Source organism: Novosphingobium profundi (genome assembly GCF_018491765.1).
Classification (GTDB): domain Bacteria; phylum Pseudomonadota; class Alphaproteobacteria; order Sphingomonadales; family Sphingomonadaceae; genus Novosphingobium; species Novosphingobium profundi.
The window spans coordinates 138721-151819 of record NZ_JABWCU010000014.1; the positions used below are offsets into that span (position 1 = coordinate 138721).

The following is a 13099-nucleotide window of genomic DNA, read 5'->3' on the forward strand; positions in this document are numbered from 1 at the left end:
GGACGTATTCGGGGATCAGGCGAAGATGCGGCGGCGCAGCCGGGAGGGCATCAGCGGGGCGAGCGCGGAGAACAGCGCGGTGGCGAGGCCCCGGCGCGGATCGGACAGGAACGCGGCGGCATCGAGGGCAAGGCCGCGCAGCGTGTAGCCGAGCGCCGGGGCCGCCCAGCCGGGCAGGCGCAGCGCGCGGCGCGCGAGATAGCGGCAATAGAGCGCTTCGTAGCGGCGCACTTCGCGCTGCGGGGCGTAGGCATAGGCGAAGGAGCGCCAACCGGCGTGCATGCGCGAAAGCTGCGAGGAGAGGCCGCTTTCGCTGGTGCGGTAGTGGACCAGCAGGCGGTTCAGCCCTGCGATGCGGCCACCGCCAGCCAGCAGCCGGACCAGCCATTCCTGATCCTCGGCGTGGCTCATGGTCTCTTCGAAGCCGTCGAAGACCGAGAAGCAGTCGGCTCGAACGACCAAGTTCGACATCGTGCAGACGGGGTTTTCGCCCAGGATGTGGCGCGTGGAAAGGCGTCCGGCGGGCACTTGCGAAAGCGTGGTGCGCCCTCCGGGCGTGTCGGGAACGAAGGCGATGCGCGCGAACGAGGCGTCGAGGTCGGGGTCTGCCTCGTGCCGTTCGAGGTGCACGTCCAGCTTGGCCGGTTCCCACCAGTCGTCGGCGTCGAGGAAGGCGATCAACGCGCCGCGCGCCTCGGCGATGCCGCGGTTGCGGGTTGCCGCGACGCCGCGGTTGGCGTGCGAGAGGACCCGCACGCGCGGATCTCGGGCGGCAAAGGCTTCGGCGACGGCGCGCGTGCAGTCGCGCGATCCGTCGTCGAGCAGCAGGACCTCGAAGTCGGCGAAGCTCTGCGCAAGCACGCTGCGCACGGCCTTGCTCAGCGTGGCCTCGCATTCGTAGCAGGGGATGATCACGGAAAAGACGGGCTGGGGCATCGGACGGGTTCCTTGTGGATGCGGGCGTCACATCGCTGCGGCGCCGATACCCGTCCCTGTTCAAGGGCCGTGCCAAATGCGATTTATGGCTATTTTACAGATGGCTGATGTGATCGACATGAGGTCGTTTCGCAAAGTGACGCGCTGTTTCGCGGGGGCGCTCTGCAAATTGCGAAAGGCAATTGCAGAGCGAGAAGAGTTGGTTTTCCATCATGCTTTCGAAAAACTTAATTTCGTTTAAAAGCAATAACAGAACATTACTGGCACAGCTCGTGCTGAACCTTGGTCATCCACGCAAGAAATGCCGAGGTTTTTCCCATGTACATGCCTGCCGCCGACCATTTCGCCCGCTCGTACAACGCGCGTTTCCCCGAGCTTCGCACCACCCGCCTGTTCGGCTTCAACCTCGTGCGTGCAACGCGCAGCGAGATGGCCGACCTGCTGGTCGAGGCGGCGGCGAACCACCAGCGCCTGAAGGTCAACTTCCTCAACGCGCACTGCGTTAACCTGGCGGCAGGGGACGAGGCTTATCGCACCATCCTCAACGGGTCCGACCTGCTCCTGCCCGACGGATCGGGTATCAGCCTTGCCGCCCGCATGGCGCACCAGCCGCTCGGCGAGAACCTCAACGGCACCGACCTGTTTCCCGAACTCTGCGCCCGCGCGGCACGGAACGGCATCCCCATCTATCTGCTCGGCGGACGTCCGGGCATCGCCGAGGCAACCGCGCAGGCCATGCAGGAGCGCTACCCCGGCCTCGTCGTCGCCGGTGCCCGCGATGGCTACTTCACCCCTGCGCAAACCGGCGAGGTTCTCGCCGGGATCAACGCCACGGGCGCGCGCATGGTTTTCGTCGGGATGGGCGTCCCGCTCCAGGAGAAGTGGATCGCGGCCCATGCCGACACTCTCGACGCGCCGGTCGTGCTGGGCGTTGGTGGTCTGTTCGACTATTATTCGGGCCGCATCCCGCGCGCGCCGCAGCTGTTTCGCACGATCGGCTGCGAATGGGCCTGGCGCCTGATGATGGAGCCGCGCCGTCTCGCACAGCGCTACCTGGTGGGCAATTTCACCTTCATGGCGCGCGCGCTGGTCCTGGCCTCGTCGAACCTGGGGGGCGGCTGGAATGCCAGCTCGGCCAAGCGCGGGCTCGATCTGGTCCTGTGCTTGCTCGTCCTCGCCTTCGTGCTTCCCTTGATGCTGGTCATCGCCGCCGCCATCGCGTTGGAATCGCGCGGCGGGGTGTTCTTCCGGCAGGTCCGGATCGGCGAGAACGGACGTCCGTTCGTCATGTGGAAGTTCCGTTCGATGGTTACCGGTGCCCATGCGATGCGCGCGGGGATGGGGGCGCTCAACGAACGCGATTCGATCTGCTTCAAGGCGCGCCGCGATCCGCGCATAACCCGGGTCGGCGCCTTCATCCGACGGACCTCGATCGACGAATTGCCCCAGCTCTTCAACGTCCTGCGCGGCGAGATGGCGCTGGTCGGGCCGCGTCCCGCCTTGCCCGAAGAAGTCGCGCGCTACGAAGGCGATGCGTGGAAGCGGCTGGGCGGCCGACCGGGGCTCACCTGCATCTGGCAGACCGCGGGCCGCGCCGAGATCCCGTTCGAGGAACAGGTGCGCATGGACATCGACTATCTGGGCCGCAGTTCGATGGCGTTCGACATGGCCCTTCTGACCCGCACCATTCCCGCCGTCCTGCGGGCCCGGGGTGCGTACTGAGCCGTTAGGTTCGTTGCCTGAAAGAGGAGGCCAGCCGCGCGCAGGCCGCCTCTTTCGACCGCTGCGGAGCACGAATATGCCCATTGCCCTCTCCTCGATCGTGCGCTTGCGCCCCGGCGGCCATTTCGGCTTTTTCGCCCGCGGCATGGCCGCTTATGGCAGCGCCGAACTGGTAGGCCGCGTGGTGCGGCTGGCCACGACTGTCGTCATCGCGCGCCAGCTGACCCCTGACATCGTCGGCGCCGCGGCGCTCGCGCTGAGCCTCTTCGAACTGGTTCGAGTGCTCGAACGGGTCGGGACGGGGCAGCAGATCGTCGTCGCATCGCGAGGCGAACTTGCGGCGGTGTGCAACACCGTTTCGACCATCTACCAAGCCTGGTGCCTGGCACTCGTCGTCCTGCAACTGGGTCTTGCCGTCGTGCTTGCCAGCCTTTTCGACAACCCGGTCGCGGGGGGCATGCTTGCCGCACTGAGTGTCGTCTACTTGTTCATGGCCCGGGGGCACGTGCCTTATTTCCTGGCCATGCGCGAGGGAAAGGTCGCGCGTCTCGCTGGGATCAACGCCATCCAGGGGGTCGCGGACCAGGCCTTCACGCTCGTGCTGATGCTGCTCTGGCCAAGCCCGTGGGCGATCGTGATCCCCAAGATCCTGGTCGCGCCGATCTGGCTTGCAGCTGCCGTGCGCACGCACCCCTGGCGCCCCGACCGCAGTGCGGGCACGCTGCCCTTGCGCCAGGTGCTGCGCTCCTCGGGTTCGCTGCTGCTGGCCGATGCGATCTCAGCGCTGCGGACGCAGGGCGACAACCTGCTGGTTGCGGCGATGCTCGGCACGAGCGTGCTGGGAAGCTACTTCTTCGCCTACAACGCCGGGCTGGGCATTGTCAGTTCGCTTGTCGGTGCGTTGGGCAGCGTGCTCTTTCCGGCGTTGAGCCGCGCCGCTCACGGAACCGAGCGCCGCGTGGCACTGACCCGGGCGCTGGTGTGTACCGGCCTGCTTTTCGGGCCACTCGTCCTGGTTCAGGCATTGGCTGCGCCCTATTACGTCCCGCTCGTTTTCGGAATGCGTTGGGCGCCCGTCAGTTCGCTGGTCTCGATCCTTTGCATCGCGGGCCTGGCGTTTGCCTTCAACCAGGTGACATCAAGCTTTCTGCGGGCCGAAGGGCGCATGGAGCGCGACGCTGCGAACAGCGCGCTGAACTGTTCCCTGACCTTGGGGGGCCTTGCGCTCGGGGCGGCGAGTGGCCAGGTCGAGGCCGCCGCATGGGGCATGGTCCTGGGCGGTGCCACAGCGACGATCCTGATCGCCGTGTGCAATCTGGTCCCGATTCTCTTGAAGCGTGACGCACCCCTGCCCGCCGTGCAACTGGCGAAGGCCTGAGAGCGCGAGGATGGCAGGGATGGGGCGTTGCCTCGCCTAACGCCTTCGGGGCAGCGCAAGCAATGTGGTCCACTTGCCCCACGACCCTTGCGACGGATCCTGATAGAAGTGGCGAAGATGCTTCATGCCCGCGTTTGACAGGTGACTGGCTGGACGCGTGCGAGAAATGGCCGGAGGGAGATCGCGATGACTGACGAAGCGGTTGCGCAATACCAGACTGTCGTTCCCTACCTCTATTGTACCGACGCGGCCGCGCTCGCGGCCTGGCTCGAGCGGGTTCTGGGCTTCGAAACGCTGCGCCAATTTCCGGATGAAACGGGCCTGATCCGTAACGTCGAGCTGCGCGTCGGGGCATGCGAGGTCTGGCTTGACCACAAGCCGCAGGCTCGCGAGAGCCTGCGCGGGGTTTCCGACTGGATCGGCGTCTTCGTGGAAAGCGTCGAGGCCGTGGAGCGCAAGGCGCGCCTCGCCGGCGTTTCACCGACGGCCAAGATGGACCGGCCCTGGGGCGTGCGCGAACTCCAGATCACCGATCCCGAAGGGTACTGCTGGGGCTTCCTCGAGCGTATCGCGTAGGCAGGTAGGAATACGGGTAGCCGACCTTGCGTAGCCGGGAATGCAAAATCAGGGGCTGAACGGCGACAACGGGGCGGGCGCACAGGTCCGCGAAGAGGCAAAGCGGATCGGACCGATGCTGTCGATGCCGGTCGATAAGGTCTTCGAAGCAAAGCCGCGTCCCGGGCCGGCCGCTGCTCCTGTCCGGGCAAGATCTGGCCTGCGAAACACCCTGGGTGCCCAGCGGCTTTACGCGTAACGATCAGTGGCTCCAACTGCGCGCGATCGTCGGGGGCGCAGGTTTCGATATGGGAGGATCGAGCGCCATCATTCGCTGCGGGCGTAATCGGCGTAATGCGCCATCGCGACGAAGACGTGGACCATGTCCTCGAAAATGGCGTCTCGGCCAAGGTCGGTCTCGCGTGTCATCTCGTCGGCGCCGTAGCCGATCTCGACGCCGAATCGCACACGCCGGAAAATTCGCTCCCTTGGAACGTGCGGCAAGCGCTGGACATAGAGATCGGTGATCTTCTGGGCCACGAAATCGTGCGAGGCCAAACGAATTTCGCTGAGGCGCGGTACCGCGCGGCAGGCGCGCTGGATCCAGACCGCACCGGGCTGAGTGTCGCTAATTCGCGCGGTCGCCAGCGCGAGTTCCGCCGTCATGCGGGCGAGCGTATCGACATCGACGCCCTCGGTGCTTTCCAGCCAGCGCTCGAATTCGGCGTTCTGCACTTCCATCAGTCGCGCCGTCAAAGCCATCAGCAGCCCGTATTTGTCATCGAAATAGCGGTAGAACGCGGGAGGAGTCACGCCCGCCCTTTCGCAAACCAGATTGCTGGAAATGCGCTCGATGCCGACCTCGCCGAGCAGTTCTCCTGCTGCGTCGAGCATGGCGTCATATGTCTTTTGCGACCGCTGCTGCTGCGGCTTGCGAAATTCGCTCATGCCCCTCCCGGACGTGCCCACGCGGCACAAACTGCAATCACCGTCATAAAAACGATATCAAACACTATCATATGCGCCGGACATTCCCAAGCCCGGTCACGATCGGGTAACCCAAAGAGGTCGCTCACGTCATGTCGCGCATCGTATCCGTTTCCTGTGCAATCCCGGCTCTGGCGATAGCCCTTGCCGCGCAACCGGCGCTCGCGCAATCCGCGGCTCCGCAAGCCCGAACCGAAACATCGAACGGCGGCGATGAGATCGTCGTCACGGGGCGCGCCGGCAATTCCGAGCAGCGCAAGGTCGAGACGAGCTACGCGATCTCGACGATCAACGAGGAAACGCTGGCGATGAAATCGCCGCGCGGCGTTGGTGAGGCGCTCAAGAACGTACCCGGCTTCTGGATCGAAAGCTCCGCGGGCGAAACGGGCGGCAACGTGCGCGTGCGCGGCATTCCCAACGACGGCTATTCCACCATCACGCTTGAGGAAGACGGCCTGACGATCCAGCACGACGGTGGCCTGGGCTTCCTCAACGCCGACCAGGCCTTTCGCATGGACTCGACTGTGGAGCGCGTCGAAGTCGTGCGGGGTGGACCTTCCTCGATCTTTGCCTCCAACGCGCCGGGTGCAACGGTGAATTTCATCACCCGCAAAGGTGGCGATGAACTGGGCGGTTTCCTGAAACTCGAAGGTGCCAGCTACGGATCAGGTCGCGCAGACGGATGGATCGGCGGCCCGATCGGCGACACGCCTTGGCGCTGGCTGGTCGGCGGGTTCTACACGCTTTCGGATGGGCAGCGCCACACCGGCTATACGCAGGACAAGGGCGGCCAGATTCGCGGCACCGTCAATGGCGATTTCGACTGGGGGTCGATCATGGTCGGGGTGAAGCGGATCGACCAGAAGGTGGGCTACCAGCAGGTCACGCCCTTCGTCAGCGACGAGGACGGCAATCCCACTGGTGTTCCGGGCTTCGATGCGTTGACCGACACGATTGCAGGCACGGATTCGCGCTACTTCACCTTCCGCAATGCCGATGGCACCACCACCGATTTCGATGCGGGTGTGGGCACCACGGTCAAGCTGACGCAGTTGACCGGCGAAGTGAAGCTGAACCTTGGCGAAGGCTTCACCTTCCAGAACAACATGCGATACCGCGACAGCTGGACCAAGCGCAACTCGGTGACCCCCTATTCGGTCTATGATCAGGGCGATCTGCTGTCCGCGCTGAGCGCTTATGCCCCCGCTTACGGTGGTTCGAGCGTTGGCTATGTCTATACCGACAATCCGGGCACCGTGGTCGATATGCAGGGAGCCAACGGCAACAGCCTTGTGCTCGTCAATCTCGTGCGCTCGTTCACCCTGCCCGAGAAGGAGTTCGTCAACGACGGACGCTTCCAGAAGACGGCCTATATCTTCGGCCAGAAGCACGATTTCGCTCTGGGCGGCTATTTCGCCCACGTCAGCGAGGAATACCATGCCAATTCGGCGACCGCGCTGAGCGACGTCAGGGACAACGCGCGGCTGCTCGACGTCTATGTGCTCGACGCTGCTGGCAACCCGATGAGCGCGCTCACCGAAAACGGTGTCCTGAGCTACGGCGCGGAATATGTGAACGGTTCGGGCACTTCCGACACTTTCGCGATCTACGGCAGCGACGAATGGCAGGTGACCGACAAGCTGCGCCTTGATGGCGGCGTGCGCTGGGAGCACGTCAGCGTCGATGGCCGCGTGGAAGGGCGCACCAGCACCAATCTGGGGCAGTCGGACACGGTTGCCGACGATTCCGTCCTTGTCGGCACGGGTGTCTACACGCCGTTCAAGCGCAGCTTCGATCACACGGGCTGGACCATCGGCGCGAACTATCAGTTCACCCGCGATTTCGGGCTGTTCGCTCGCCAGACCGCAGCGTTTCGCCTGCCGAGCGTGGGCGACTTCATCTCGAACGCCAACGCCGATCCGGTTACCCAGAAGATGGACTTCACCGAGGCCGGCCTCAAGTTCGCGCATCGCCGGTTCAGCGCCTATCTGACCGGCTTCCGTTCGATCTATCACAGCTATGCCATCAGCGATTACAAGCTGGTGGATGGAAAGTATGTCGGCCAGACGGTCTACGGCGATACCGATACCTGGGGCGTGGAGCTGGAAGCGACCTGGAAGCCTGTTTCCTGGTTCGACCTGCACGGCCAGTACACCTGGCGGGACCCGCGTTTCTCGAAGTTCGTCTACACCAATTCGAGCGGCACGCAGGTCGACTATTCGGACAACATGCTGATCCGCGTTCCGCACAATTCGTTCCGCGTGTCGCCGGGGTTCAATTTCCTGCAGGACAAGCTGCGACTTGAAGCGGACGTTTCCTACTACGGGAAGCGTTATTCCGACGTTGCCAACCAGGTCGAGCTGCCCGCCTACACGACGTTGGACCTTTACGCCCGCTTCGATGCGACCGATCGCCTTTCGTTCAACCTCTATGTCGACAACGTGACGAACACGATCGGCCTGACGCAGGGCAACCCGCGCGCGGGCGCCATCGAAAACGACGAGGCCGGCGATGCGACCTACCTCGCGCGCTCGATCTTCGGGCGCAGTGTGCGCGGATCGGTCAGCTTCCGCTTCTGATGCCGTGCGCGGCGATGACAGGGCGTACCGGCAGGGCCGGGCCACTGTCATCGCCGCGTCATGTCTCTGCCCTTCGGGTCGCGCCATAGGGCAACCAATGCCTCTATCGGAGTAGTACCATGTTGCCATCGATCCGTGCTGACGTCCGCAATCTTGCGCTTGGCCTGCTGCTGGCGGGCTCCGCCCTTCACGCCAGCGCGGCGCTGGCCGGTGATCCGGCATCGCAGCCCCCATCGTCCTGCCACATCGATGCGCCCGATGCCGCTGCGGCGGGGGAAGGGTGCGCCCGGGCGTGGATGGACCAGAACCTCAGGATGAACGACGTGACGACGGTCGGCACGCACAACAGCTATAAGCAGGCTATTCCGGCTGCCGACTACGCGCTGTTTGCCAAGGCTGCGCCGGAGGCCGCGCAGGCGCTGGACTATGCGCACAAGTCGCTGACCGCGGAACTTGACGCAGGGGCGCGTCAGCTCGAGATCGACGTGCTCTACGATCCGCAGGGTGGACGTTATGTCCATCCGATGCTTGCCAGCAAGACCGGGACCGCCATGCCCGCCGACTGGATCCGGCTGATGGAACGGCCCGGCTTCAAGGTGCTGCATGTGCCAGACCTCGATTTCCGATCGAGCTGCGTGACGTTCGTTCGCTGCCTCTCCGAAATCAAGGCCTGGTCCCAGGTGCACCCCGGTCACGCCCCGATCATGATCCTCGTCAACGCCAAGGACGGAAAAGCCGTTCCCGGCGGCGAGCCGCTGATCCCTTTCGACGAAGCCGCTTTCGACGCCTTCGATGCCGAGATCCGGGCGGTACTGCCTCCCTCGATGCTGGTCACGCCCGACGACGTGCAGGGCCACTATCCCACCCTGCGCGAAGCCGTTCTGGCCGGAAACTGGCCGAAACTGGGTGATGCGCGCGGAAAATTCTATTTCGCGCTGGACGAGCACGAAGAAAAGGTCGCGATCTACCGCGGCAAGCGCAAGTCGCTCGAAGGCCGTGTTGCTTTCGTCAACACCGACGAAAATTCACCCGCAGCGGCCTATCTCACTCTGAACGATCCGGTGGCTCAGGCGGCACGCATCGCTGCGGACGTCAGGGCCGGTTTCATCGTGCGCACCCGCGCCGACGACAATACGTGGCAGGCCCGCTCGAACGACGTCGCCCATCGCGCCGCCGCGCTCGCCAGCGGTGCGCAGGCGGTCTCGACCGATTACCTCTGGGCCGATCCCCGCTTTGCGGGCGGCTTCTCAGTGCGACTGCCCGGCCACGTCGCGGCGCAATGCAACACCCTGCGCACGGGGGATCGCTGTGCCGGTCTGCCGGTTGACGAAGCGAGCGCCAGCGACCTGGCGGCGGCCGATGCCGCCCCGATCCTGTGGCCCGCACCGCGCGCGGCGGAGCCGCGGCAATGAACCTGCGCGCACGTGCTGCCTTGCTGGCCATGGCGCTGACCCTCGTCGGTGCGGCCCCTCTCCAACCGGCTCCTGATCAACCAGCCCCATCCGATCCGTTGGATGAAGTCGATCCGCGTATCGGTACGGATTGGTGGGGTTATGGCTTCGTCGGGGCGACCGTGCCCTTCGCGATGGTCAAACTTGGTCCCGACATGGAGAGCTTCGACGGTGTCGCCTCCAAATACGGCTATCTGCGTAGTGGGCGTGTTCTGGGCTTCAGCCATACGCACTTGTCCGGTGCGGCGGGCAAGTACGGCAATATCCGCGTGATGCCCGTAAGCGGCGATCTGGAAACGCTGGAGTCCGCCGCCACCGCCAGCCCGCGTATGCGCGAAACCGTCCGGGCTGGATACTATGCGACAACCCTAACGCGCCCGCAGGTTCGCGCGGAACTGATCGCGACTGCCCGCGCCGGACTGCACCGCTATACGTTCGAGAGCAATGCGTCGGCCCATGTGACCTTGCGGCTTGACCGCGTGCTGAACCAGCGCGGCGGAAAGGAAGACCAGCGCTTTCTGGGCGGAGAACTCAAGGCCATTTCCGCACACGAGATCGACGGCCTCGGCCGCTATGCCGGTGGCTGGAACATGGGCGATGAATACCGGGTCTATTTCGCGCTGATCGCCGATCGCGATGCCGTGTCCGTGCGAACCTGGACCGGCGGCGCCATGGCAGGAGCGCCACGTGCCAAGGTCGAAGGCGATCATCCGATCGGCGCCAGCCTCGATTACGCGGGCCGGGCGGGTCAGGTGGTGAACGTCAAGGTTGGCATCTCGTTCGTCTCGGTGGAACAGGCTAGGCGCAATGCCGGTGCATCGGGTTCCTTCGACACCGTTCGTGCAGCCGCCGAAGACGCATGGCGTGCAGCGCTGGCACCGGTTGAGGTGAAGGGCGGCACGGCGGCCGAGCGACGCCAGTTCTACACCGCGCTCTATCACACGATGCTGATGCCCTCGGACCACACGGGCGAGAACCCGAAATGGCGATCGAGCGGGCCGCATTACGATGATTACTACACCCTCTGGGACACGTTCCGCACCAGCGGCCCGCTGCTGACCTTGATCGCCCCGACCCGCCAACGCGACCTCGTGCGCTCGCTGGTCGACATCTACCGGCACGAGGGCAGGCTGCCGGATGGGCGCAGCGGCGAAAGCACGGGCCGCACACAAGGCGGCAGCAACGCCGAAGTCATGATCGCCGATGCCTATGTGAAGGGCCTTGGTCTCGCTGGGCCGGACCGTATCGACTACAAGACGGCGCTGGAAGGCATGGTCAAGGACGCCACGATTCCGCCTCCGCCGGGCATGGAGGAGAAGGTGGGGCGCGGCGGTCTTCAGGACTATCTCGCCAAGGGCTATATCAGTTCCGACTATCCCCGCGCCGGTTCGCGCACGGTGGAATATGCCTATGACGATTTCGCAAGGGCCACCCTCGCCTGCGCCTTGGGCGAGGCCGGGATCGGCCGCGCTGCGCTCGCCCAGTCGGGAAATTGGGCGAACTTGTGGGACCCGAACCTGAAGCAGGAGGGCATATCCGGTTTCCTGCGCCCGCGCAGGCCCGATGGCTCCTGGGCCGAACCCTATCTGGTCAAGCGCGGCACCTGGCCGGACTTTCTCTATGAAGGCGACATCTGGACATATTCGTTATACGCCCCTCAGGACGTGCCTGGCCTGATTGCCAAGGCGGGTGGCCGCGAAGCCTTCATCGCGCGTCTCAACACCCTGTTCGACCATCTGCACTTCGACATGACGAACGAGCCCGGCTTCCTGATCCCGATGCTCTACCACTGGGCGGGCAGACCCGATCTGTCGGTCCAGCACCTGATCGACTACCGCGAGAAGGGCTTCTTCGACGGGCGCGGCGGCCTGCCTGCAAATGACGATTCAGGCGCAATGTCCAGTTGGCTCGCGTTCCAGATGCTGGGGTTTTACCCCGTGGCCGGGCAGGATCTCTATCTGATCGGTTCGCCCGTATTCACACGGAGCCGCATCGACCTGGGTAACGGCCACGCCCTGACCATCGTTGCCGAGGGCCTCGATCCCGATGGCACCACGCCTTACGTGGGCGCCGCGCAGCTTGATGGGCGCCCATTGGACCGTGCGTGGTTGCGGCACGCGGAAATCGCCAAAGGGGCAACGCTGACGTTGCAGATGAGTGCGCAACCCACACTCTGGGGCAGATCAGATCCGCCCCCCGCCGGCAAGCCATGCAGCCCGGCGGAAGCACCATAGGCGAAAGGAACCTTAGATCATTGGCAGGCCGCGATGTGTTTCGGGTTCCGCAAGGCGCTGTCAATTGTCGCCGTCCGGTTCACGGTTTTTGCGGCCCCGAAAGCTGCCATTCGCACGCGCGCGATTGTCGGGATCGGAGTTGGACGAGCCGTTCACAAGGATCGCAGTGTCCCGCCGAAACCAAGCTTTGCGCGAGCGATTCCCTCTAATTTCGAACGGCGAGAGAGGCGGTTGCCGACTGCCCCGAGCTCGATGTTGCTTGGACAAGCGAACCTGAAGTGGGCGCGGAAGGGTTCGACCCCGGTTGAGCTCCGCGGAAATCCCATGCGCCGGTCGCGTCGGGAAACGCGTGGCCCAATGTGGCGCCATTGATGCTGAGGGTGACCACGTTCGATCCGCCTGCGAACGATATGGGGGCAACGGTGCCGCCTATGCGAAATTCGTTCTTCGAAAGGCGAAACTCCGCCGTGGATACGCGAAGATCGGGCGCCGTCGCTACGGGGCTGTTCGGGACCGTTCCAAAGCGGCGGCCCTGCACCGTAAACAGGTCGGATCGGACGAGATCGGCTCCGACGGCATGCGCGCTACCCTGCCCGATACCGGAGCCCGCGATCTCCACATGATTGCGGAACGGGCCGCCGGTGACCTGTCGCTCGCTCGCACCATCCCCTATGTAGCCGGCTGGCATGCCGGCGGCCCAAGTCAGGAAGGGAGCAATTTCTCCCGTGACGAGGACCCGCTGCATATTCCCTTCGGCAACCCCGAGGTCGCACGTCTCGAAGATCCGCCCGCGGTCGTCCGATTCGAACTCGTCGGTCTCGCCGTACGGGTGACGAATGACGAATTTCGTTCGCGGCCTTAGGTCGTCGATCCGAACGCGCAGGCGGGCGAACACGACACCGAGGTGGGGCTTTGGCGCCATCGCCATCGTGGAGGCATAATCTGGCAAGCCGTTGCCTTGGAATGCCGCCTCGAGAGCCATGATGACTCGCGCGCGGCCCACGACGCCATTGCCCCCGACTTCCAGCCGCGCCTCGGCCATGTAATAGAACACTTCCTCCGGGAAATTCGTCGGATAGGTCACTGACCCCGTCGGATTGGGAATTTCGCCGATCGCCGGAGCCAGCGGATCGGGGGCGGTGACCGGTGCCAAACGCACGCCGTTTCCGTCCTGGAACCAAGCCGGAAAGCCGGAGGCCGGGTCAATCGGACCGGCGGACGCGAGGCGATGGGGATTCCTGACTGCCATTTGCACCT

The 13099-nt window shown here is 64.6% G+C and carries 9 protein-coding genes; 6 read left to right on the forward strand and 3 right to left on the reverse strand.

Annotation, left to right across the window (positions count from 1 at the left end):
• Positions 1-15 precede the first annotated feature (15 nt).
• On the reverse strand, positions 16-936 hold the full coding sequence (locus HT136_RS17100) for a glycosyltransferase family 2 protein (RefSeq protein WP_214201019.1): 921 nt from the start codon (positions 934-936) through the stop codon (positions 16-18).
• Positions 937-1254: 318 nt separating this feature from the next.
• On the opposite strand from HT136_RS17100, the gene HT136_RS17105 reads away from it, so the two are divergent.
• The 3 genes from HT136_RS17105 to HT136_RS17115 all read left to right on the forward strand — a co-directional run bounded on the left by HT136_RS17105 (position 1255) and on the right by HT136_RS17115 (position 4612).
• A complete protein-coding gene (locus HT136_RS17105; protein ID WP_214201020.1) occupies positions 1255-2658 on the forward strand; it encodes a WecB/TagA/CpsF family glycosyltransferase in 1404 nt (467 codons plus the stop codon).
• A 76-nt stretch (positions 2659-2734) separates the two neighbouring features.
• The gene (locus tag HT136_RS17110) at positions 2735-4036 is read left to right on the forward strand and encodes an oligosaccharide flippase family protein (RefSeq protein ID WP_214201021.1); all 1302 of its coding nucleotides are present in this window, start codon (positions 2735-2737) and stop codon (positions 4034-4036) included.
• Between the two features lie 186 nt (positions 4037-4222).
• The gene (locus HT136_RS17115) at positions 4223-4612 is read left to right on the forward strand and encodes a VOC family protein (protein ID WP_214201022.1); all 390 of its coding nucleotides are present in this window, start codon (positions 4223-4225) and stop codon (positions 4610-4612) included.
• A gap of 306 nt (positions 4613-4918) precedes the next feature.
• On the opposite strand, the gene HT136_RS17120 is transcribed toward HT136_RS17115, so the two are convergent.
• Entirely contained in the window at positions 4919-5539 is a 621-nt protein-coding gene (locus tag HT136_RS17120) for a TetR/AcrR family transcriptional regulator (protein WP_214201023.1), read from the reverse strand.
• A gap of 131 nt (positions 5540-5670) precedes the next feature.
• Here HT136_RS17120 and HT136_RS17125 point away from each other — a divergent pair, with 131 nt between their 5' ends.
• From HT136_RS17125 to HT136_RS17135, 3 genes are all read left to right on the forward strand, one after another.
• Entirely contained in the window at positions 5671-8157 is a 2487-nt protein-coding gene (locus tag HT136_RS17125; protein WP_214201024.1) for a TonB-dependent receptor, read from the forward strand.
• A 119-nt stretch (positions 8158-8276) separates the two neighbouring features.
• Positions 8277-9569 (forward strand): phosphatidylinositol-specific phospholipase C1-like protein, encoded by a 1293-nt coding sequence (locus HT136_RS17130; RefSeq protein WP_246543814.1) that lies wholly within the window; start codon positions 8277-8279, stop codon positions 9567-9569.
• A complete protein-coding gene (locus HT136_RS17135; protein WP_214201025.1) occupies positions 9566-11842 on the forward strand; it encodes a GH92 family glycosyl hydrolase in 2277 nt (758 codons plus the stop codon). The genes HT136_RS17130 and HT136_RS17135 overlap by 4 nt, the downstream gene beginning before the upstream one ends.
• Before the next feature lie 205 nt (positions 11843-12047).
• Here the strand turns inward: HT136_RS17135 and HT136_RS17140 are convergent, their stop codons facing one another.
• On the reverse strand, positions 12048-13091 hold the full coding sequence (locus tag HT136_RS17140) for a hypothetical protein (RefSeq protein ID WP_214201026.1): 1044 nt from the start codon (positions 13089-13091) through the stop codon (positions 12048-12050).
• Between the last annotated feature and the right edge of the window lie 8 nt (positions 13092-13099).

Coding starts and splice junctions, on each gene's coding strand:
- HT136_RS17135 (WP_214201025.1), top strand. CDS start 9,566: ATGAACCTGCGCGCACGTGCTGCCTTGCTGGCCATGGCGCTGACCCTC.
- HT136_RS17100 (WP_214201019.1), bottom strand. CDS start 936: ATGCCCCAGCCCGTCTTTTCCGTGATCATCCCCTGCTACGAATGCGAG.
- HT136_RS17140 (WP_214201026.1), bottom strand. CDS start 13,091: ATGGCAGTCAGGAATCCCCATCGCCTCGCGTCCGCCGGTCCGATTGAC.
- HT136_RS17130 (WP_246543814.1), top strand. CDS start 8,277: ATGTTGCCATCGATCCGTGCTGACGTCCGCAATCTTGCGCTTGGCCTG.
- HT136_RS17105 (WP_214201020.1), top strand. CDS start 1,255: ATGTACATGCCTGCCGCCGACCATTTCGCCCGCTCGTACAACGCGCGT.
- HT136_RS17115 (WP_214201022.1), top strand. CDS start 4,223: ATGACTGACGAAGCGGTTGCGCAATACCAGACTGTCGTTCCCTACCTC.
- HT136_RS17120 (WP_214201023.1), bottom strand. CDS start 5,539: ATGAGCGAATTTCGCAAGCCGCAGCAGCAGCGGTCGCAAAAGACATAT.
- HT136_RS17125 (WP_214201024.1), top strand. CDS start 5,671: ATGTCGCGCATCGTATCCGTTTCCTGTGCAATCCCGGCTCTGGCGATA.
- HT136_RS17110 (WP_214201021.1), top strand. CDS start 2,735: ATGCCCATTGCCCTCTCCTCGATCGTGCGCTTGCGCCCCGGCGGCCAT.